22 protein-coding genes are annotated in these 19,124 nt (G+C 72.0%); 9 read left to right on the forward strand and 13 right to left on the reverse strand.

The genetic code is table 11. The features are described 5' to 3' along the window. Positions 1 to 12: 12 nt before the first annotated feature. From ACIBST_RS45170 to ACIBST_RS45185, 4 genes are read right to left on the reverse strand one after another with little or no spacing between them, the layout of a single operon-like run. Positions 13 to 1,035 carry an NAD(P)H-dependent flavin oxidoreductase gene (locus ACIBST_RS45170; RefSeq protein WP_397179639.1) on the reverse strand — a complete coding sequence of 341 codons (1,023 nt, stop codon included), beginning with the start codon at positions 1,033 to 1,035 and terminating at the stop codon, positions 13 to 15. Then, the gene (locus ACIBST_RS45175; protein ID WP_397179640.1) at positions 1,032 to 1,766 is read right to left on the reverse strand and encodes a CoA-transferase subunit beta; all 735 of its coding nucleotides are present in this window, start codon (positions 1,764 to 1,766) and stop codon (positions 1,032 to 1,034) included. The genes ACIBST_RS45170 and ACIBST_RS45175 overlap by 4 nt, the downstream gene beginning before the upstream one ends. After that, positions 1,753 to 2,529, reverse strand: a complete 777-nt coding sequence (locus ACIBST_RS45180) for a CoA transferase subunit A (RefSeq protein WP_397179641.1) — start codon at positions 2,527 to 2,529, stop codon at positions 1,753 to 1,755. Before ACIBST_RS45180 ends, ACIBST_RS45175 begins: the two co-directional genes overlap by 14 nt. Then, positions 2,526 to 3,254: an enoyl-CoA hydratase family protein gene (locus tag ACIBST_RS45185; protein WP_397179642.1), complete on the reverse strand. Its 729-nt coding sequence runs from the start codon at positions 3,252 to 3,254 to the stop codon at positions 2,526 to 2,528. The genes ACIBST_RS45180 and ACIBST_RS45185 overlap by 4 nt, the downstream gene beginning before the upstream one ends. Positions 3,255 to 3,300: 46 nt before the next feature. Here ACIBST_RS45185 and ACIBST_RS45190 point away from each other — a divergent pair, with 46 nt between their 5' ends. Together ACIBST_RS45190 and ACIBST_RS45195 are read left to right on the forward strand one after the other, a co-directional pair. Then, entirely contained in the window at positions 3,301 to 4,029 is a 729-nt protein-coding gene (locus ACIBST_RS45190) for an SDR family oxidoreductase (protein ID WP_397179643.1), read from the forward strand. Between the two features lie 9 nt (positions 4,030 to 4,038). Then, entirely contained in the window at positions 4,039 to 4,968 is a 930-nt protein-coding gene (locus ACIBST_RS45195) for an SDR family oxidoreductase (protein ID WP_397179644.1), read from the forward strand. Between the two features lie 10 nt (positions 4,969 to 4,978). Here ACIBST_RS45195 and ACIBST_RS45200 read toward each other — a convergent pair whose 3' ends face one another. Genes ACIBST_RS45200 through ACIBST_RS45210 form a run of 3 tightly spaced genes read right to left on the reverse strand, consistent with a single transcriptional unit; the run spans position 4,979 to position 7,233 of the window. After that, entirely contained in the window at positions 4,979 to 6,049 is a 1,071-nt protein-coding gene (locus ACIBST_RS45200; protein ID WP_397179645.1) for a hypothetical protein, read from the reverse strand. After that, the gene (locus tag ACIBST_RS45205; protein WP_397179646.1) at positions 6,046 to 6,534 is read right to left on the reverse strand and encodes a SigE family RNA polymerase sigma factor; all 489 of its coding nucleotides are present in this window, start codon (positions 6,532 to 6,534) and stop codon (positions 6,046 to 6,048) included. The genes ACIBST_RS45200 and ACIBST_RS45205 overlap by 4 nt, the downstream gene beginning before the upstream one ends. Positions 6,535 to 6,579: 45 nt before the next feature. After that, a complete protein-coding gene (locus tag ACIBST_RS45210) occupies positions 6,580 to 7,233 on the reverse strand; it encodes an NIPSNAP family protein (RefSeq protein ID WP_397179647.1) in 654 nt (217 codons plus the stop codon). A gap of 215 nt (positions 7,234 to 7,448) precedes the next feature. Here ACIBST_RS45210 and ACIBST_RS45215 point away from each other — a divergent pair, with 215 nt between their 5' ends. The 3 genes from ACIBST_RS45215 to ACIBST_RS45225 all read left to right on the forward strand — a co-directional run bounded on the left by ACIBST_RS45215 (position 7,449) and on the right by ACIBST_RS45225 (position 8,902). Continuing rightward, the gene (locus ACIBST_RS45215) at positions 7,449 to 7,706 is read left to right on the forward strand and encodes a hypothetical protein (protein ID WP_358298478.1); all 258 of its coding nucleotides are present in this window, start codon (positions 7,449 to 7,451) and stop codon (positions 7,704 to 7,706) included. Between the two features lie 32 nt (positions 7,707 to 7,738). Beyond that, a complete protein-coding gene (locus ACIBST_RS45220; RefSeq protein ID WP_358298476.1) occupies positions 7,739 to 7,996 on the forward strand; it encodes a hypothetical protein in 258 nt (85 codons plus the stop codon). A gap of 90 nt (positions 7,997 to 8,086) precedes the next feature. Further along, positions 8,087 to 8,902 (forward strand): RimK family alpha-L-glutamate ligase, encoded by an 816-nt coding sequence (locus ACIBST_RS45225; protein ID WP_397179648.1) that lies wholly within the window; start codon positions 8,087 to 8,089, stop codon positions 8,900 to 8,902. On the opposite strand, the gene ACIBST_RS45230 is transcribed toward ACIBST_RS45225, so the two are convergent. The 6 genes from ACIBST_RS45230 to ACIBST_RS45255 all read right to left on the reverse strand — a co-directional run bounded on the left by ACIBST_RS45230 (position 8,903) and on the right by ACIBST_RS45255 (position 14,784). Next, a complete protein-coding gene (locus ACIBST_RS45230) occupies positions 8,903 to 9,649 on the reverse strand; it encodes an SDR family oxidoreductase (RefSeq protein WP_397179649.1) in 747 nt (248 codons plus the stop codon). It abuts the gene before it with no gap. A 34-nt stretch (positions 9,650 to 9,683) separates the two neighbouring features. Beyond that, a complete protein-coding gene (locus tag ACIBST_RS45235) occupies positions 9,684 to 10,889 on the reverse strand; it encodes a hypothetical protein (RefSeq protein ID WP_397179650.1) in 1,206 nt (401 codons plus the stop codon). 28 nt (positions 10,890 to 10,917) lie between these two features. Beyond that, on the reverse strand, positions 10,918 to 12,213 hold the full coding sequence (locus ACIBST_RS45240; RefSeq protein WP_397179651.1) for a DUF2252 domain-containing protein: 1,296 nt from the start codon (positions 12,211 to 12,213) through the stop codon (positions 10,918 to 10,920). 63 nt (positions 12,214 to 12,276) lie between these two features. Then, positions 12,277 to 13,050: an SDR family oxidoreductase gene (locus tag ACIBST_RS45245; RefSeq protein ID WP_397179652.1), complete on the reverse strand. Its 774-nt coding sequence runs from the start codon at positions 13,048 to 13,050 to the stop codon at positions 12,277 to 12,279. Between the two features lie 11 nt (positions 13,051 to 13,061). Continuing rightward, the gene (locus ACIBST_RS45250; RefSeq protein WP_397179653.1) at positions 13,062 to 14,183 is read right to left on the reverse strand and encodes an acyl-CoA dehydrogenase family protein; all 1,122 of its coding nucleotides are present in this window, start codon (positions 14,181 to 14,183) and stop codon (positions 13,062 to 13,064) included. Continuing rightward, positions 14,170 to 14,784, reverse strand: coding sequence for a flavin reductase family protein (locus tag ACIBST_RS45255; RefSeq protein WP_397179654.1), 615 nt, complete (start codon positions 14,782 to 14,784; stop codon positions 14,170 to 14,172). Before ACIBST_RS45255 ends, ACIBST_RS45250 begins: the two co-directional genes overlap by 14 nt. Positions 14,785 to 15,005: 221 nt before the next feature. On the opposite strand from ACIBST_RS45255, the gene ACIBST_RS45260 reads away from it, so the two are divergent. The 4 genes from ACIBST_RS45260 (at position 15,006) to ACIBST_RS45275 (ending at position 19,005) form a co-directional block, all read left to right on the forward strand. Beyond that, positions 15,006 to 16,166 carry a thiolase C-terminal domain-containing protein gene (locus ACIBST_RS45260; RefSeq protein ID WP_397179706.1) on the forward strand — a complete coding sequence of 387 codons (1,161 nt, stop codon included), beginning with the start codon at positions 15,006 to 15,008 and terminating at the stop codon, positions 16,164 to 16,166. A 3-nt stretch (positions 16,167 to 16,169) separates the two neighbouring features. Continuing rightward, entirely contained in the window at positions 16,170 to 16,613 is a 444-nt protein-coding gene (locus ACIBST_RS45265) for a Zn-ribbon domain-containing OB-fold protein (RefSeq protein ID WP_397179655.1), read from the forward strand. 849 nt (positions 16,614 to 17,462) lie between these two features. Next, positions 17,463 to 18,203, forward strand: a complete 741-nt coding sequence (locus ACIBST_RS45270) for a GntR family transcriptional regulator (RefSeq protein ID WP_352363150.1) — start codon at positions 17,463 to 17,465, stop codon at positions 18,201 to 18,203. 265 nt (positions 18,204 to 18,468) lie between these two features. Next, the gene (locus ACIBST_RS45275; protein WP_397179656.1) at positions 18,469 to 19,005 is read left to right on the forward strand and encodes a GNAT family N-acetyltransferase; all 537 of its coding nucleotides are present in this window, start codon (positions 18,469 to 18,471) and stop codon (positions 19,003 to 19,005) included. Positions 19,006 to 19,124 lie beyond the last annotated feature (119 nt).

Consider the following 19,124-nt stretch of genomic DNA (forward strand, 5'->3'; position numbering starts at 1 on the left):
CTCCGCGTGGGGTCAGGCCAGGCGTTTGCGTGCCTCCTCGGCCTCGGCCATCACCCGCCCGATCAGCTCGGCGCACGACGGCAGGTCCTCGATCACGCCCACCACCTGGCCCGAGGCCATCACCCCGAGGTCGGCCCGGCCGTCCACCATCGCCGCGCGCAGCAGCACCGGCGTGTTGGCCGCCTGAAGCACCTGCGCCCAGGTCAGGTCCCGGCCGCGGCGCATCCGCCGTCCTTCGCGGACCAGCGCGCCCCACGACAGGCCGGACAGCCGCCGGAACCGGGCGCCGTTCAGCACCGCGCGCAGCAGCCGCGACCGTTCCAGCGAGGCCACGAACGGGGTGTTGAGCACGCGGTGCGGCACGCCGTCCACCCTGGTCGTCACGACGGTCTCGCGGGCGGCCAGGTAGACGTCCTTGACCGCGCCGGGCACGGGGGACTCGCGGGTCAGCAGGAACCGGGTGCCCATGGCGATCCCGCACGCGCCGTAGGCCAGCGCGGCGACCAGGCCCCGGCCGTCGAAGAAGCCGCCCGCCGCGATCACCGGGATGTCGACCGCGTCCACGACCTGCGGCAGCAGCAGCGTGGTGGCCAGCGGGCCGGTGTGCCCGCCGCCCTCGCCGCCCTGCACGATCACCGCGTCCACGCCCCACGCGGCCACCTTCTCGGCGTGCCGGCGCGCCCCCACCGACGGGATGGTGACGACCCCCGCGTCCTTGAGCCGGGCGATCAGCTCCCGCCGGGGCGCCTGGGCGAACGACGCCACCCGCACGCCCTCCCTGATCATCACCTCGACCCGCTCGGCCGCGTCGTCGGCGTCGGAGCGGATGTTCACCCCGAAGGGGGCCTCCGTCCGCTCCTTGACCCGCCTGATCGCCGCCGTCATCTCGGGCACCGACATGGTGGCGGCGCCGATCACGCCCAGCCCGCCCGCCGCCGAGACGGCCGCGGCCAGCCGGGCGCCCGCGACGTACCCCATGCCGGTCTGGACGACGGGATGACGGCAGCCGGTGAGCTCGGTCAGCGCCGTCCTCACCCGGCCACCTCGCGGTCGCGCGCCCGGCCGGGATCCAGCCGGTCCAGGACGGCCAGCTCGGCCGCGTCCGGCTCCCGCGTCGTGGGCACCTCCGGCGGGACGACCAGGTCGAACCCGGTGGCGGCCAGCACGTCGGCCACGCTCACCCCCGGATGCGTGGAGGCCAGGCGCATCGAGCCGTCGGGCGTGCCGAAGTCGAGCACCGCCAGGTCCGTCACCACCCGCCGCAGCTCGTACGCCCCCCGGTCGGTGCCCAGCCCGCTCACCATGTCCACCTCGGGCACGAACACCCGCCGCGAGTGCCGCGGGATCCAGTAGCTCGTCGGGTCGCACCGCGTGTTCCCCGGCGCGCCGCGCACCCCGAGGAGCTGGGCCTTGGGACGGGCCCAGTCGCCGATGCAGGAGATGTTGCTGTTCCCGTGCCGGTCGATCTGGCTCGCGCCGAGCATCACGTGCCGGCGGCCGTTCAGCACCAGCCACAGGTGCTCCCGGAACGGCAGCCACCCCTCCACCACCCCGGGCGCCGCCCCCAGCGCCGGCACGTCGCCGGTGAGCAGGCAGACGCCGTCGGAGGTGAGCAGGTCCGGCTCGAACGTCAGCCGGGCCAGCCGCGCGGCCAGCACGGTGATCGCGCCGCCGATCCCGGCCGCCAGGATCTCCCCGTCGCCCCGAAACGCCTCCGCGCAGGCCAGCACGCACACGTCAGCCCTGCTCACCTCAGTTCCCCGCATCGGTGCCGCCCTCCACGTAACGCCGCTGCCGCTCCTCGTCGCGCCCGTAGTCCGGCTCGCAGGAGGTGAACCCGGCCCCGCCCGGGGCCTCGACCACGCCGGTCACCATCGAGCGGCTGATCAGCAACGACTGCACCGGCCCCTCCTTCAGCAGGTCGGCGGTGTCCACCAGCCGCTCGCAGGAGACGTAGCAGCGTCCGGCCGCCTTGGCGTACAGGTCGTCGAAGTACGGGTCGGGGCCCAGGTACTGGGCGTTCCCGCGGGCGTCGGCCCGGTTCAGGTGCACCAGCGCCACGTCCATGGTCAGGGCGGGCACCGCGACCAGCTCCTCCCCGTCCCCGTACGGTGAGCGCACGGTCCGCAGCTCCGGGTTGACCCGCAGCACGCCGGACCCCAGCCCCGCCCGCGTCGGCAGGAACGGCAGCCGGTGCGCCGCCGCCAGCAGCCCGAACATGAACATGCCCTCGTCGTACTCGGTGAACTCGACCGCGCCCGCCTGCCTGGCCGCCCGGAAGTGCGGTTCGAGGGGGATGGAGTCGAGCGTGACGAACGGCGCAACGACCCTGCGCACCTTGCCCGCCGCGCACAACATGCCGACGTCGGGGCCGCCGTAGGAGACGACCGTCAGATCCCGGACGGACGTGCGCAGCAGGCCGCCCACCAGGGCCATGGGCTTGCGCCGCGAGCCCCAGCCGCCGATCCCGACCGTCATCCCGCTCTCCACCGAGGCCGCGACCTCCTCGACGGACATCACCTTGCTCATCGGAACCGCTCCCTGTGCTCGTCGCCCATGCCCATGAGGTTCAGCTCGAAGGTGAAGCCCTGCTCGAAGCGGTAGCTGCGGCGCACGTCCACCGGGTCGATGCCGTTCAGCGACTCCTTGGCGCGGCGGATGACGTACGGGTCCTTGGCCGCGATCTGCCCGGCCACCTCCATCGCCGCCTCGCGCAGCTTGTCGCGCGGCACCACCTCAAGGACCGACCCGAACGCGTGCAGCTCGGCCGCCGTGACGTTCCGGCACGTGTAGACCATGGCCCGCATGAGGTGCTGGGGCACCAGCCGGGCCAGGTGCGTGGCCGCCCCGAGCGCTCCGCGGTCCACCTCGGGCAGCCCGAAGTAGGCGTCCTCGCTGGCCAGCACCACGTCCGCGTTGCCGGCCAGGCCGACGCCGCCGCCCAGGCAGTGCCCGTGTACGGCGGCGAGCACCGGCACCTCGCACTCGTAGACGGCCGCGAACGCCTCGAAGCACTGCCGGTTCGCCCCGACGAGCGCCGTGTGCCCGGGGTCGGCCCGGATCTCCTTGATGTCCACGCCGGCGTTGAACCCGCGGCCCTCGGCCCGCAGCACCACCACCCTGGTCGCCGGGTCGCGCCCGGCCGCGCGCACCGCCGCCGCCAGGTCGGCCCAGCCCTGGACGGTCAACGCGTTCACCGGCGGCACGTCCACCACGACCTCGGCGACCGGCCCGTCCCGCAGTGTGATCCCCATCGCGCTCCCTGGTCGCACCTAACGCTTGCTTGGTACGGTAGCACCCGTGACGGTCACTTACGACTACACGGGCAGGTCCGTGCTGGTGACGGGCGGCACCCAGGGCATCGGCGCGGGCATCGCCGGGGCCTTCCGCGCGGCCGGCGCCGACGTGACGGTCTGCGCCAGGAAGGACCCCGGCCCCCTGGACGGCCTGCGCTTCGTCCAGGCCGACGTGCGCGTCCCGGCCGACGTCGAACGGCTGGTCGCCGGGTTCGACCGGCTGGACGTGGTGGTCAACAACGCCGGCGGCTCGCCGCCCGCCCCCGTGTCGGGCACCTCGCCGCGCCTGCACGCCCGCGTCATCGAGCTCAACCTGACCGCACCGCTGCTGGTCTCCCAGCGGGCCCACCCGCTGCTGGCCGCCGCCCGCGGGGCGATCGTGATGATCGGCAGCGTCAGCGGCGCCCGTCCCTCGCCCGGCACCGCCGCGTACGGCGCCGCCAAGGCGGGCCTGCACCACCTGGCCCGCTGCCTGGCCGCCGAATGGGCTCCCGAGGTCAGGGTCAACTCGGTCGTGGTCGGCCTGGCCGACACCACGGCGGCCGAGCGGTACACCGGCCAGGGGCGGGCGGACGCCGCCATCCCCGCCGGCCGTCCCGCCACGCCCGCCGACGTGGCCGCGGCGTGCCTGTGGCTGGCCGCCCCCGGCTACGTCACGGGCGCCGAGGTGCGGGTGGACGGCGGCGGCGAGATCCCCGCCTGGCAACACCTGGCTTCTGACGATATTTCCTGATATCTGTGCATGATCCCCTTGGGAGGTCTTGTGGGCATTTGCGCTGGCCGTGTGGTGATCGTGACAGGCGCCGGACGCGGCATCGGCAGGCAGCACGCCCTGGAGTTCGCCCGGCAGGGCGCCCGCGTCGTGGTCAACGACCTCGGCACCGCCCGCGACGGCGGCGGCGCGTCCGCCGGCCCGGCCCACGAGGTCGTCGCCGAGATCGAGGCCCTCGGCGGCCGGGCGGTGGCCAACTGCGACGACGTGTCCGACTGGGCCGGCGCCGCCCGGCTGGTCAAGACCGCCGTCAGCGCGTACGGCCGGCTGGACGTCCTGGTCAACAACGCCGGCTTCCTGCGCGACCGCATGCTGGTCTCGATGACCGAGCAGGACTGGGACGACGTCGTCCGCGTGCACCTCAAAGGCCACTTCCTGCCGCTGCGGCACGCGGCGGCGTACTGGCGGGAACGGTCGAAGGCGGGCGAGGAGGTGTCCGGCAGGGTGGTCAACACCTCCTCGGGCGCGGGCCTGCTGGGCAGCGTCGGCCAGGCCGGCTACTCGGCGGCCAAGGCCGGTATCGCCGCGCTCACCCAGGTCGCCGCGGCCGAGCTGGCCCGCTACGGCGTCACCGTCAACGCCATCGCGCCGGCCGCCCGCACCCGGATGACCGAGGAGGTGTTCGCGGCGACCATGGCCAGGCCGCGGGACGGGTTCGACCCCATGGACCCGGCGAACGTCGCCCCGCTCGTGGTCTGGCTCGGCTCGGCCGCCTCCGCGCACGTGACGGGCCGGGTCTTCGAGGTCGAGGGCGGCACGATCGCCCTGGCCACCGGCTGGCGGCACGGCCCCGCCGCGGACCGGGGGGCCCGCTGGTCGCCGGAGGAGGTCGGCGCGGCCGTCGCCACGCTCCTGGAGGCCGCGCCCGCCCCCGAGCCCGTCTACGGCGCGGCCCCCTGATCCCCGCCGGCTAGCGGACCACCCCGGGCACGGACGTCTGGCCGTCCCCCCGCAGCGCGAACAGCTCGGTGGCGCGCCCCGAGGTCACGTCCACCGCGTAGACCACGGCGACGGCGCGGGGGTCGTCGTCCGGATAGGCCAGCAACGTCACCTCCCGGGGGGACGTCCAGCCGCCCAGCTTGGCCGGCCGCAGCCCCTCGCCCAGCCCGGACGGCCTGACCCGGCGCTCCGCGCCTCCCGTGACGTCGAAGACGACGATCGTGCCGTCGCGCCGCACCATGGGCTCCCGGTTCCGGTCGAGGGTCGTGCCGATGCGGGCGATCGTGCGACCGTCCGGGGCCAGGGCGCTGAAGTCGTAGGTGTGCTCCGGGACCGTCACCGGGTCGCGGCCGAGCACCCACAACGACGTGGTGTCCCCCTTGGCCCTGGCCAGCACGACCGGGCCCGTCCCGTCCGCCACGCTCACCGGCCACGAGCCCTTCGGCAGGGAGGTCGACGTGCCGCCCGCCACGTCCACGAGCCGGGGCGCGCCCGTCGCGGCCACCACGAACCGCAGGCCGCCGGGGGAGAGCCGCAGCGCGTACTCGCCGGCGAAGTCCTGGCCGTCCTGCTTCAGCGGCGACGTCCACACCTGGCCCCCGGCCAGGTCCCGGACGACGATCGCGTGCTCGCGGGGGCTGTAGTAGGCGATCCGGCGCCCGTCGGCCGTCGCCTCGACCGGCCCGTTCCGCGGCCCGTCGGTCAGCTCGTACGTGGCGCCGTCCCGGGTCACCAGCCGCCACATGCACGCCGGTCCGCCGGTGCGGCACGTCGGCCGGTAGAACTGCTCGACCGGCGCGACCCCCTTGGCGGGCAGCGGAAGGGCGGTGGCGGCCGGCGGGGTGAGCACGATCGGCGGCGCCGGACGCGCCTGCTGCAGCAGCACGGCGCCGCCGCCCCCGATCACGCAGACCGCCGCCGCGACGCTCACGGCCAGGCGGGTCGCGCGCCTGCGCCGGGCGCCCCGGACGGCCCGCGCCCCCAGGTCGACGACCGGCGCGTGCTCGGCCAGCGCGTGCAGGTCCTCGCGCAGCGTCTTCATCGGTACACCTCCGCGGGGGTGAGGGCGCGCAGCTTGGACAGCGCGTAGTGCGTCTGGCTCTTGACCGTGCCGAGCGAGACGCCCATGAGCCGGGCGGTCTCGTGCTCGGTGCGGTCCTCGTAGAAGCGCAGCACGATCACCGCGCGCTGTTTCGGGGTGAGCCGGGCCAGCGCCTGGAGCAGGGTCAGGCGGCGCGCGGTCGCCTCGTCGTGCGCGTGCCCGCCGGTCTCCGGCAGCTCGGCGGCGGGCAGTTCGGGCCGTCTGCGCCGGCGCCAGGAGATGGTCTGGTTCACCAGCGCCCGGCGCGCGTACGCCTCGGGGTTGCCGTCCTCGGCGAGCTTGCCCCAATGCGAGGCGACACGGGTGAGGACCGTCTGCAACAGGTCCTCGGCGAGATGGGGGTCTCCGGTGAGCAGGTACGCGGTCCGCATCAGCGACTGCTGACGGGTGCGTACGAACTCGTGGAACCCCTCGTAGCGGTCCATGTAGGAAATCAACTCCGCCGAGGGCCCGAAAGTTGGAAGAAGTCGTCAGCGCATCGACGACCGGGCGGTGGGACGCAGGCGCAGCCGCACCGGCGGGGCGGTCAGGCGGGCCTCCAGCATGGACAGGTCCGCCTGGCGCTCGTCCTCGGGCCGGGCGAACCGGGTGAACCACACGAACACGTTCTCCCCGGTCCGGACCGGCAGGCGGGGAAAGGTGTTCTCGGCGTGCTCGCTCTCCAGGCAGCCGACCGGCGGCGTCCCGGCCGCGGCCAGCGCGGGCGCGACCTGACCGGCGAAGAATTCGGCGAAGCCCGCCTCGACGTGGCAGATCGTCGCGACGTACAGGGCGGCGGGCGGCTCGGCGGCGCCCGCGGGCGGCCGTTCCCAGGAGGGCAGCTCCTGACCGGACGGGCGCAGCAGCAGCACGTCGTCGGAGTCGATCATCGTGGCGTTGGCGGCGTCGCGGTGCGCCCGCCAGACGGGGCCGTCGTAGAAGCCCTCCAGCGCCGCCCGGCGCGCCCGCATGTCGGGGAAGGCGCGCAGCCAGGTGAAGGTGTCGGGCGCGTCGGGATCGCGGAAGGTGCCCAGGACGCGCATGCCGACCGCCTCCTGCGGCTCGACGAACTCGCGCTCGAACAGCGTGATCAGGGTGTCGCGCCGCCCGGGGTGAAGGGTGTACCGCCGTAGTTCGCAGATCATGGCCGGACGCTAGGGCCGGGTCACTGCCATCTCATGTCAGGGTCGGCGGCGAACAATGTTCTGATCACTCTGTGCTACCGAATGGCAACGCAGAGTTATATAGTCGCATTGACCTTGATCCCAATGGGTCACAGAAGGTCAAAAAGAGGGCGGCGGCTGCCCAGGGCCCTGGCGTCCGCCGCCTCGCAGGGGTCCATACCGGTGAAGGAGCAGAAGTGATCAAAAGGCTGTGCGCCGCAGGTGCCGTGCTGGCCGCGGCCGCCGGCGTCGCCATATCGGCCGTTCCCGCCCACGCTGACACCTGGTCCGACAACTGGAGCAGCAACAGCGACTCGTCGCAGTCGGGCAACAACTTCGGCGACGTCTCCGCGGCCAACCGCGGTGGCTGGGACTCGACCAACGTCAACAACATCAACGGCGTCGCGACGACCGCCACCGACGGCGGCATCGCGGTGACCTACATCTTCTACTGACCTCCGTACAGCCCCGAGGAAGGGACATCGACATGATGAAGAAGCTCTGCGTGACCACCGGCGCCGTCGCCGCGGCCGCCGCCCTGACGCTCCTGTCCGCCCCGGCCCACGCCGACGTCACCGCGGGCAACTCCAGCTCCAACCACGACACCTCCCAGTCGGGCAACAACTTCGGCAACGTCGTGAACGTCAACGTGAGCGGCACCGACGCCACCAGCGTCAACAACGTCAACGGCAACGCCACGACCGCCGACGACGCCGGCCACGCCGGCACCAGCGTCGACTCCTAACCGGACCCGGGGGCGTCCTCCGGCGCGGAGAGGGCGTCCCCGTGCGGGCCGGGTCGAGACGGCCCGGCCCGCCCCCACTACCATCCCTGGATGACGAACTGTGCATATGTCACCTTTGATGACCCAACCGGCCAGGACGACGAGCGCGACCTCGCGCTCTCCTGCTGGCACGCCAACGGCATCGAGGGCCGCGCCGAACGCTGGGACGACCCCGCGGCCGACTGGAGCGCCTACGACGCCGTCGTGGTGCGATCGGCCTGGGACTACATTGATCGCCGCGCGGAGTTCCTGGCCTGGGCCCGCCGCGTCGAGTCCGTCACCAAGCTGCTCAACCCGGCCGTCGTCCTGGAGGGCAACACCGACAAGACGTACCTGAGAGACCTGGGCGTGCCGACCGTGCCGACCCATTGGTCCGCCCACGACCTGCCCGACTGGCCCGAGTACGTCGTCAAGCCCGCGATCTCCGCCGGAGCCCGCGACACGACCAGGACCACCGACCGTGACAAGGCGGCGGAGCTGGCCGCCGCCCTTGAGGCCGCAGGACGGCAGCCGATGGTCCAGCCCTACCTCGACATGGTGGAGTCGGAGGGCGAGACCTCCCTGCTCTACTTCAACGGCCGCCTCAGCCACGCCGTCCGCCGCCATCCGATGCTGGCGGCGGGGGCGACCCTCGACCACAACGCGCGGGCCGAGCTCCGCACCCCGGCCCCGGACCAGGTCGACCTGGCCGAGAAGGTGCTCGCAGCCATTCCCCACGCCCTTCTCTACGCCAGGATCGACCTGGTCCGGCTGTCCGACGGCACGCCGGTGGTCATCGAGCTGGAGCTGACCGAGCCGTACCTGTTCCTGCGGTACGCGCCGGACGCCCCGGCGAACTTCGCCAGGGCTCTGGGGGAGCTGGTCTGATCAGCAGGAGATCCCGCCGTCCACCGGGATGACCGTGCCCGTCAGGTACGACCCGGCCCGCGAGGACAGGAAGATGGCCGCGCCCGCCATGTCGTCGGGCCGGCCGATCCGCCCCAGGGGCACGTTCGAGGCGATGGCGGCGCGGGTGGAGGGGTCGTCCAGGGCGAAGGCCATCATCTTGGAGTCGAACGGGCCGGGGGCGATGGCGTTGACCGTGATGTGCTCCTTGGCCAGCTGCCTGGCCAGGTGGCGGGTCAGCATGTGCACGGCCGCCTTGGTGGAGGAGTAGGCGTAGCTCTCCAGGGCGGGCACCCGGATGCCGTCGATCGAGCCCACGTTGATCACCCGGGCCGGGTCGTCCGCGCCGGCCGCCTCGCGCAGGTTCGGCAGGAACTTCTGGGTCAGGTAGAAGACGCCCTTGACGTTGATGTCCCAGAGCTTGTCGAAGGCGTGCTCCGGATACTCCTCCAGAGGCGCGCCCCAGGTGGCGCCGGCGTTGTTGACCAGCACGTGCAGCGGGCCGCCCACCGCCGTGACCAGCGTGTCCACCCCCTCGGGCGTGGACAGGTCGGCCTGGACGGCCGTGCAGCCCAGCTCGGCGGCGGTCTTGTCGACCTCCGCCGCCTTGCGTGCCGATATGACGACGGTCGCGCCGGCCGCCACGAACCCGGCGGCGATCATGCGGCCGATGCCGCGCGAACCGCCGGTGACGACGACCGTCTTGCCTTCCACCGAGAACAGACTCATGTTCCGGAAGCATGCCATACCGACTGGTCGGTTACTAGCTGCCCTCGTCCTTCACCCACAGTCGCAGCAGCCCCCGGAAGTGCTCGGTGAACCGCTCGCGCTCGACCGCCGGGTACGTGGCCGCGACCGTGTCGACCAGCAGCCGGTCGAACTCCGGCCCGGCCACCCAGTCCAGCACGATCTCGTCGATGTGCCCCAGGTGCGTACGGCAGAACTCCTCGTACCGGTCCACCTCGAAGTACCGGTCGGCCAGCTTGCGGTACTGGGCCAGCCGTTCGCCGTAGTCGCCGGTGACCTCGAAGTAGTCGTGCGTCTCCAGGTCGATGCGCGGCCGGCGGCGGGTGGCCACGCAGAACACGCTCCACTTCACCAGCGCCTTGATCGCCCAGGGGAAGTAGTAGTGCAGGCTGGTCAGGGCCACGTCGGGGCAGGCGTTGGCGTAGTCGATCGGGTGCACGTCGGCGCCCTTGACGAGGGTTTCGCAGGAGTTGAACTCCCAGCGGAAGAACGCGTTCACCAGCCGCCCGACGGTGACGACCTCCTCGCCCACGGACGGCGAGAGGAACTCGTGGTCCACGGCGTACCGGGCGTGCATCGGCTCGTCGGGGCGGAAGCGCATGACCATGGTCTCGGCGCCGATCGACAGCGACCTGGCGAAGGCGTCGTACCCCTCGACGGACTGCTGGAGGTGCATCAGCATCTCGCCGCTCTGGTCGTAGGCGCGGTGCAGCTCGTCGCGGTCGCGGACGCGGGAGACGCCCCGCCAGGCGCCGCCGTCGTAGGGCTTCATGAACAGCGGATAGCCGATGCGCTCGGCCACCGCGTCGAGGTCGAAGGACCGGTTGTAGCGCTCGGCGGTGTAGGCGTAGCGCGAGTTGTCCAGCGGGTTCTTGTACGGCACCAGCACCGTCTCCGGCACCTTGAGCCCGAGCCGCATCATCGCGCAGTAGGCCGCGTGCTTCTCCATCGACTGGAACGTGAACGGGCTGTTCAGCAGATAGACGTCGTCCATCATGGCGATCTTCTTCAGCCACTCGCGGGGGTGGTAGTACCAGTACGCCAGCCGGTCGATCACCAGCTCGTGGCGTGGCTTGGCGCGCAGGTCGAACGGCTCGATCGTGATGCGCTCGACGTCGAACTCGCCCACCCCCTTGATCGGCCCCAACCGGCGTAACACAGTCTCGAACGCCGCCGGCCAGTCCTCCTCGGTCCCCAGCAGCAGCCCAATGAGATGACGCACGATGCTCCTCCGCGGCCGCCGCGAGGGCTCACAGGCCGGGCAGGCGACCGTTCCTGAACAGGTCGACGAACCGTTGATGGTCTTCACGAGCCTGTGCCCCATATCGGTGGGCGAAATCCACCAACATGCCGATGAATCCGGATTGATCGCCATTGATGACCGCGACGATCGCCTCCTCCGTCGAGAAGTCCACCAGGTCGTGGCTGGACTCGTCGTCGGCCACCGAGTGCATGCGGGCCACCGCCCGCCCCAGGTCGCGCATGATGGAACGCAGCTCGTCGGGCTCGTTGACGTCGTCCCAGTCGAGGTCGGCCGAGTACGGCGACACCTCGGCCACGAGCTGGCCCACCCCGTCGAGCGAGGCGTACCCGAGCCAGGGGTCGGCGTAGGCCTGCAACGCCCGCTGCGACTCGGCCGTGCGATGGCCCTGGTGCAGGAAGTAGGAGGCCGCCTTCTCGTTGTCGACGTACCGGGCCACGGCCGGGGCCTGGGCCTGCTTCATGTAGAGGATGACGTCGTTCTCCAGCGCCTGCGAACGCCCCTCCAGCAGCAGGTTGTACGACGGCAGCCCCGCCGACCCGATGCCCACGCCCTTGCGCAGCGCCACGTCCTTGACGACGTGCTCGACGGGGTTGGACGGCGTGGGCAGCGTCCCCAGATAGCCCTCGAAGGCCGCCAGCACCCTCTCCCGGGTCGCGGCGTCGACCTCCTCCCGGCCGTCCATGAGGGCGAAGCGCCGGTCGTAGTCGTCGATCACGGTCTCCACGTCCAGCATCGCCACCCGCGTGCTGAGCCGCGCCGTCTGCAGCACCCGGTGCAGCACGCCGCCGGTGGTCTCCAGGGTGAGCGAGCCGATGGCGTCGTCGCCGCCGGCCGCGATGCCGTGCAGCTCGGCCAGGTACGACCGGGCGAACTCGGTGACGAGCGCGCTGATCGTCTCGTCCGACAGCGCCTTGGCGTAGCCGATCAGGGCCACGCTGGCGGCGAAGCGCTTGAGATCCCAGACGTAGGGGCCGACGTAGGCCTCGTCGAAGTCGTTGACGTTGAAGACCAGCACCCCGGAGGCGTTCATGTACGTGCCGAAGTTCTCGGCGTGCAGGTCGCCGTGGATCCAGACCCGGCCCGTGGGCTCGTCGAGGTAGGAGTCGTCGGCGAAGTCGCCGGTCAGGTCGGCGTAGAACAGCCCGGCGCTGCCCCGGTAGAAGGCGAAGGGGGAGGCCGCCATCTTGCGGAACTTGCGCCGGAAGGCGGCCGGGTCCCGTTTGATCGACTCGCCGAACTCGCTGATCAGGAGGTCGAGCAGGAAGGAGGAGCGTGTGCCCATGACACGGACGGTAGCCCGCCCGATGCCCGCCGCCTACCCCGAAATCTCCCTGACAGGGCCAGGTCAGGGATGTTGCGAGGACACCGAGACGGTCTCGCCCGTCATGTACGAGGAGTAGTCGCTGGCCAGGAAGACGATCACGTTGGCCACCTCCCACGGCTCGGCCGACCGCCCGAACGCCTCCTTGGCGGCCAGCTCCGCCAGCAGCTCCTCGCTGGTCACCTTCGCCAGGAAGGGGTGCACGGCCAGTGACGGCGCCACCGCGTTGACCCGTACGCCGTGCTCGGCGACCTCCAGCGCGACGCACCTCGTCAGCGCCATCACCCCGGCCTTGGCCGCCGCGTAGTGCGCCTGCCCGCGCTGCGCCCGCCATCCGATCACCGAGGCGTTGTTCACGATCACCCCGGAGCCCTGGCCGATCATCTGCCGGACCGCGGCCCTGGTGCAGCGCATGGTGCCGTTGAGGGTGACGTCGAGGACCGCGTGCCACTGCTCGTCGGTCATCTCGGCCAGCGGGGCCGTACCGCCGAGGCCGGCGTTGTTGATCACGACGTCGAGCCGGCCGTGCGCCTCCACCACCGCGTCGAACAGCGCCAGCACCTGCGGCTCCGACGTCACGTCGCACGGGACCGCCAGGGGCTTGACCCCGGTCAGCTCGGTCAGCGCCTCGGCGGCGGCGGACAGGCGGCGCTCGTGCCGGTCGGACAGGACGATCGTCGCCCCCTCCTCGGCGCAGCGCCTGGCGGTGGCGTAGCCGATGCCCGCGCCCGCGGCGGCGGTCACCAGCGTGACCTTGCCGTCGAGCAGACCGTGCGACTTCGGATAGGGCGGTGCCATCCGTGCTCCAATCAGCGGGGGAGTCCGAGAGTGCGCTCGGCGATGATGTTCCGCTGGATCTCACTCGACCCGGCATAGATCGTGTCCGCCCGGCTGAACAAATACAAGCGCTGCAGGTCGTTCAGCCCGCCCGCCGCCACGAGCCCGGCCTTCCCCTGCACCTCCTGCGCCAGCTCGCCCAGCCGGCGATGCCACTCCGACCAGTAGAGCTTGGCGATCGACACCTCCGGGCCCGGGTCCGGGCCCAGCATCCGCAGGGCGTTCAGCCGCATGATCTCCAGCTCCAGCCACGACCGGACGAGCCGGTCGCGCAGCACCGGGTCCTTCGCCGCCCCGGTCCGCCGGGCGGTCGCGATCACCTCGGCCAGCTCCCGCCGGAACCCGATCTGCTGCCCCAGCGTGGACGCGCCGCGCTCGTGGCCCAGCGTGGCCATGGCCACCCGCCAGCCGTCGCCGGGCGCTCCGAGCAGGTTCCCCGCCGCCGTGCGCGCGCCGTCGAAGAACACCTCGTTGAACTCGGAGGTGCCGGTGAGCTGCCTGATCGGACGTACGGTGACCCCCGGCCCGCCCATCGGCACCAGCAGGTACGACAGCCCGCGATGCCGCTGTGAGCCCTCCTCGGTCCGGCACAGGACGAAGCACCAGTCGGCGACGTGGGCCAGCGACGTCCACACCTTCTGCCCGGTGATCACCCACTCGTCGCCTTCGAGCCGCGCCCTGGTCTGGACGTTCGCCAGGTCGGACCCGGCCTCGGGCTCGGAGTAGCCCTGGCACCACAGCTCCTCGCCCCGCTGGATCGGCGGGAGGAAGCGGTCTTTCTGCTCGTCGGTGCCGAACTCCAGGATGGTCGGGCCGATCAGCCCCTCGCCGATCAGGCCGACCCGGGCGGGGGCGCCGGCCCTGGCGTACTCCTCGTAGAAGGCGACCTGGTCGTCGAGGGAGGCGGCCCGGCCGCCGTACCGCTCGGGCCAGCTCAGGCAGGTCCAGCCCGCCTGGCCGAGCCGGCGTTCCCAGGCCAGGCGCAGCTCGTGCCCCTCGTGCTCCCTGCCGGGGCCGCCGAGCCCGCGGACGTGCGCGAACTCGCCGGACAGGCTCTCCTCCAGCCAGGCGCGGGCCTGCTCACGCAGGCTCAACAAAGCCCCCGTAGCCGCCCTGGAAGAAGACCAGGGGGCCGCCGTCGGCGTGCGTGTCGAGCTGCAGCACCCGGGCCACCACGATCATGTGGTCGCCGGCCGGGTGCTCGGCCTCGATCACGCAGTCGAGCCAGGCCAGCGCGCCTTCGAGCACCGGGTTGCCGCCGGGGGAGCCGGTCCAGGCCAGACCGGCGAACTTGTCGCCGCCCTTGGCCGCCATCTGCGCGCAGACCGGCTGCTGGTGCTCGGCCAGCACGTTCACCGTGACGACCTTCGCGCCGCGCACCCGGGGCCAGCTCGTGCTGGTGTGGGCCACGCAGAAGGCCACCAGCGGCGGGTCGAGCGAGACGGAGGTGAAGGAGTTGGCCGCCAGGCCGCACGGCTGGTCGTTCGCCGGGTCGAGGGCGGTGATCGCCACCACGCCGGTCGCGAACCTGCCGAGGACCTGACGGAACCGGCGGCTGTCGATGTGGCCGTTCCCGTTGTGCTGTGCTGGGCCGGGCGGCATGGCGGCTCCGTTGCGAGTCCTGCTGCGCTGGTGGGGCGCCGGAAGGCCGCGACAGCCGTCCGGCGCGATGAGCCGGGCAGCGTGTGTGCTCATGGGGTCCGCCTCCTCGTCACCGACTGCGCCCATCATACATACCAAGCGCTTGCTTGGACACTAGGCTCGTTCCCGAGACCCTGTCAACCCGCCCGGCGTCCGCCCGGCGCCTGGCCGGCGCCCGCTCGGGCTCCGGTCGGCGCTCGCCCTCCGGCGGTGGGGGCGCCCGCGGTTGACATGGTCAAAAAGGTGGGCATAGCGTGATCGGTGTGCCCAAGCGCTTGCTTGATTTCCGGGATGTGACCGCCATAGCGGGCATCGGCTACACCCCCTTCACCAAGAACTCGGGCGTCAGCACCCTCACCCTGGCCTGCCGCGCCATCCTGGCCGCCCTCGACGACGCCGGCCTGCCCCCGGACGCCGTGGACGGCCTGGCCACCCACCGCGTCGGCGACTCGGCCCCGCCCTCCCTGGTGGCCCCCGCCCTCGGCCTGCCCGACCTCGCCTGGCACCTCGACCAGTTCGGCGGCGGCAGCGTCTCGCACGCCGTCGTCGGCCAGGCCGCCCTGGCCGTGGCCACCGGTATGGCCGAGACCGTCGTCTGCTACCGCGCGATCAACGCCCGTTCCGAGTTCCGCATGGGCGGCACCGGACGTGGCGTGCCGGTCAGCCCCGAGGTCCAGTACCAGGCCCCGTACGGCTTCTTCGCCCCGCCGCAGCAGTACGCCATGTACGCCCGCGCCCACATGCTCCGGTACGGCACCAGGCCCGAGCACTTCGGCCGCCTCGCGGTCACCCAGCGCGCCAACGCGGTCAAGAACCCGCGGGCCCTCATGCGCACCCCCATCACGCTGGAGGACTACCTGGCCAGCAGGTGGATCGCCGAGCCGTTCCGCCTCCTGGACTGCTGCCTGGAGACCGACGGCGCCTGTGCCCTCGTCGTCACCACCGCCGAACGCGCCCGCGACCTGCGCCGCCATCCCGTCCTGATCTCGGCGGCGGCCTGGGGCGGCGGCACGTCCCACCTGTCGGGCACGGGCCCGGCCGATCCCACGGTGACCGCGGCCGCCGCCCTGGCCCCGCGCCTGTACGCGCAGGCCGGCCTCGGCCCCCGCGACGTGGACGTGGCCGAGATCTACGACTGCTTCACGTACTCGGTGATCGTGCAGCTGGAGGACTACGGCTTCTGCGCCAAGGGCGAGGGCGGCCCGTACGTGGAGTCGGGCGCCACGGCCCCGGACGGCGAGCTGCCGGTGAACACGCACGGCGGTTTCCTGTCGGAGGGGTACGTACACGGCGTCAACCACGTCGCCGAGGCGGTCGCCCAGCTCCGGGGCGAGGCCGGCGACCGTCAGGTGCCCGGCGCCGAGGTGGCGCTCTCGACCGCCCAGCCCGGCTACATCCTGCCCGCCACCTCCGCGCTGATCCTCAGGAGGTCGTGACCCATGACCCACGGTCCCCGTCCCGAGCCCGACCGCGACTCCGCCGAGTGGTGGGAGCGCCTGGCGCGGGAGGGGTTCGCGGTGCAGCGCTGCGACGGCTGCGGCACCGCGCGCTTCCCGGCGCGGGCCTTCTGCCCGTCCTGCCGGGGCGAGGCGTGGCGGTGGCTCCCGGTGCCGGCCGAGGGCGTGGTCGAGAGCTGGATCGTCAACCGGCGGGCCTTCCTGCCGGGGTCGGAGGAGCCGTACGTCGTGGTGATGGTCCGGCTGGAGGCCGTGCCCGGCTGCCTGGTGCACGGCAACTGGCGCGGCGCCGCCCCCGAGCCGCTGCCCGGCCAGCGCGTACGAGGGGTGCGCACGCGCGTCGACGACCGGCTGACCCTGCTCGACTGGGAGCCCCTGGACGGGGACGCGGATGCCCATTCGCCCGAGCGCACATCCTCCCGCTGATCGGTCCAGATCCGGACTTTCGTTTCGTACCGGAAATTCCCACCAGTCCCACCATTGCGAAGGTGCCTACAGGTTGGCCCCCGAGGGTTGATGATGAAGCTGAGGCGTCAACCATGGAGGCGACCCGGACGTGGCGGCGTACGTGTGCGGTAGCGACTCGGCGACAGACGTGACACCGAGGTCACGACCGCTGACCCCTGCCGCCCGCCCGGGCCTGGATCGGACGGCGCGCAGCCCTCCGGGCACGGGGGCGGTACGGCGGCGCAAGAGGGTCCCTCGGAGGAAGGCGCGTCCTGGCGGGCGTGGGGGACCCGCCAGGACGCGCTTCCTGCCCCGTGCGCGGCGACGCCAGGACTCCGGCGAGGGATGGAGTCCTAGGCCGCGAGTTCGCGCACGGAGTCGGTGGGGGTGTGCGAAGGCACGTGCCGCCGGCGACGAACGGTGCTGCGTCGAGCCGTACCGACAGGGTCATCGATGGGGTGCGTGACGGGGGCGCCACCCTCCTCGTTCCAGACAAAGGATCCGTCTATGCACCGCACGGTCGATTCGGTCGACACCGAGAGCACGGACATCGCCATTTCCAAGCTCTGGTGCTTGTGGGAGAACCCGTCGCGCCGCAACGCGTAACGCAGTGAACGAGTTGCTTCGCGGGGGTCCTGCCAGGGCAGGAACGGCGTGTCCGAGTGAACCGGCAACACTTTGGCCTCCACCCCCTCACCGGCCTTTAGATGGATTTGTACCAACGAATGGATGATGGGCCGGTCGAGGGGCTTCGGTCAAGGGGTTGTGGCCTGCTAGAACCAGATCGTCTAAATTGTTGGAACAAAAGGGGTGAAAGTGGCAAGGTCGGTGCTGTATCAGCAGGTGGCGGCGGAATTGCGTCGAGCCATCTACTCGGGTGTCCTCGGCCCCGGGGCGCAGCTGCCGACCGAGGCACAGCTCATGGAAGACCACGGGGTGAGCAGGAACACCGTCAGGCTGGCTCTCGGGGAGCTCGTCAACGAGGGGCTGGTCACGCGCACGCCGAGGCGCGGCACGGTGGTCCGCGACCGCAGGCCGCTGCTCATCTACCCGCAGCGCGAGCTGGAGCCGCAGCCCACCGGAGAACTGAAGGAGGCCTTCGCCTACGCCGTTGCGCAGGAAGGCCGGGCGCCGAGCCAGTACATTGAAGTGCTGACGGTTTCTCCCGTCGAGGAGATCGCCAGCAGGCTGGAACTGGCCGACGGAGAGCTGGCGGTCGTGCGTCGCCGCCTGCGGTTCGTCGACGGCCAGCCGTACAACACCAACGACTCCTACTTCCCCCGTGATCTGGTCGCCGACTCCGAGATCGCCAGGCCCGGAGACATCGCGCGCGGGGCGAACAGGGTTCTGGAAGAACTCGGGCACGCGCAGATACGCGTCGTCGACGACATCTGGGCCCGCATGCCCAACCAGGAGGAGGCCGAGCGCCTCCAACTCGAACTCGGCACGCCGGTCATGGTCTACGTCCGAGTCGGATACGACGGGGCGGACATGCCGGTGCGTGTCGCTGTGTCGGTGCTGCCCGCCGACAAACATCTGATCAGATACGAGCTCGATCGTCGCCGCTGACGGGCTCGGTTGAAGGGGTGATCCCGCCGGCCGGGCGCAGCGAGAAAGCCGCCTCGCTGGCCTAGGGGAGTCGTGCATACTCCCCTAAATCGCCATTTATCCATATATATCGGGTTGAGGACCCATATCGCCCCTGCGCGACATTGCGTCATCACGCTGTGTGTCGGCATGGGCACCCAACGCATCGAAGGGCTGTATTATGCACACAAACACCCTCCTTCACCCGCTCGCACTCCGGCGCGCGGAGCCCGCGGACCTCCCCGGCGTGCTCAGGCTTCTCGCGGACACCGCCGAGTGGCTGCACACCCAGGGAGTGCGGCAGTGGCCGCGGCAGGGATTCGGCCCCGAGCGGATCGAGCCGCTCATCGAGGAGCGGGTCCTGTACCTGCTCGACGACGAGCTGCGCTATCTCGACCCCGACGTCCAGGCCCCGCCGGTGGCGACCATCGCCCTCGACGGCAACGCCGACCCCGAGTTCTGGACCCCGGCCGACGCCCCGGGGGCCGCGCTCTACGTCCACAAGCTGGCCGTGGCCAGGCCGTGGTCCGGCAGCGGGCTCGGCGACGCGCTCCTCGACTGGGCCGGCTCCGCGGCCCGTTCGGCCGGGCTGCCCTGGCTCCGGCTCGACTGCGCCAAGGCCAACCCGCGGCTGCAGGAGTACTACCGCATGCGCGGCTTCCGGCACGTCCGCACGGTGGACCTGCCGCACCGCTCGTCCGGGGCCCTGTTCCAGCGGCCGTCGCGCGACCTGACGACGACGGCCTTCCGTGACCTGACGGTCGCGGAGCTGATCAGCGCCTAGCGAACCCCTCTGGCCGGATTCGGTCCGGAAGAGGGCCGGGTCCGGCCGGTGGTCGCGCGGCGCCGAGCCGCCGGCCGGTCGAGCGGGGCCAAGATCATACCGCAGCGGCCCCAATGGGC

The sequence above is a fragment of the Nonomuraea sp. NPDC049684 genome (assembly GCF_044465345.1).
Classification (GTDB): domain Bacteria; phylum Actinomycetota; class Actinomycetes; order Streptosporangiales; family Streptosporangiaceae; genus Nonomuraea.

What these genes read in the sequence shown, in the direction of transcription:
- ACIBST_RS45230 (WP_397179649.1), bottom strand. Translation starts at nt 9,649, where the DNA reads ATGAGTCTGTTCTCGGTGGAAGGCAAGACGGTCGTCGTCACCGGCGGT.
- ACIBST_RS45225 (WP_397179648.1), top strand. Translation starts at nt 8,087, where the DNA reads ATGACGAACTGTGCATATGTCACCTTTGATGACCCAACCGGCCAGGAC.
- ACIBST_RS45245 (WP_397179652.1), bottom strand. Translation starts at nt 13,050, where the DNA reads ATGGCACCGCCCTATCCGAAGTCGCACGGTCTGCTCGACGGCAAGGTC.
- ACIBST_RS45185 (WP_397179642.1), bottom strand. Translation starts at nt 3,254, where the DNA reads ATGGGGATCACACTGCGGGACGGGCCGGTCGCCGAGGTCGTGGTGGAC.
- ACIBST_RS45210 (WP_397179647.1), bottom strand. Translation starts at nt 7,233, where the DNA reads ATGATCTGCGAACTACGGCGGTACACCCTTCACCCCGGGCGGCGCGAC.
- ACIBST_RS45265 (WP_397179655.1), top strand. Translation starts at nt 16,170, where the DNA reads ATGACCCACGGTCCCCGTCCCGAGCCCGACCGCGACTCCGCCGAGTGG.
- ACIBST_RS45175 (WP_397179640.1), bottom strand. Translation starts at nt 1,766, where the DNA reads ATGCGGGGAACTGAGGTGAGCAGGGCTGACGTGTGCGTGCTGGCCTGC.
- ACIBST_RS45180 (WP_397179641.1), bottom strand. Translation starts at nt 2,529, where the DNA reads ATGAGCAAGGTGATGTCCGTCGAGGAGGTCGCGGCCTCGGTGGAGAGC.
- ACIBST_RS45205 (WP_397179646.1), bottom strand. Translation starts at nt 6,534, where the DNA reads ATGGACCGCTACGAGGGGTTCCACGAGTTCGTACGCACCCGTCAGCAG.
- ACIBST_RS45255 (WP_397179654.1), bottom strand. Translation starts at nt 14,784, where the DNA reads ATGAGCACACACGCTGCCCGGCTCATCGCGCCGGACGGCTGTCGCGGC.
- ACIBST_RS45240 (WP_397179651.1), bottom strand. Translation starts at nt 12,213, where the DNA reads ATGGGCACACGCTCCTCCTTCCTGCTCGACCTCCTGATCAGCGAGTTC.
- ACIBST_RS45220 (WP_358298476.1), top strand. Translation starts at nt 7,739, where the DNA reads ATGATGAAGAAGCTCTGCGTGACCACCGGCGCCGTCGCCGCGGCCGCC.
- ACIBST_RS45195 (WP_397179644.1), top strand. Translation starts at nt 4,039, where the DNA reads ATGATCCCCTTGGGAGGTCTTGTGGGCATTTGCGCTGGCCGTGTGGTG.
- ACIBST_RS45200 (WP_397179645.1), bottom strand. Translation starts at nt 6,049, where the DNA reads ATGAAGACGCTGCGCGAGGACCTGCACGCGCTGGCCGAGCACGCGCCG.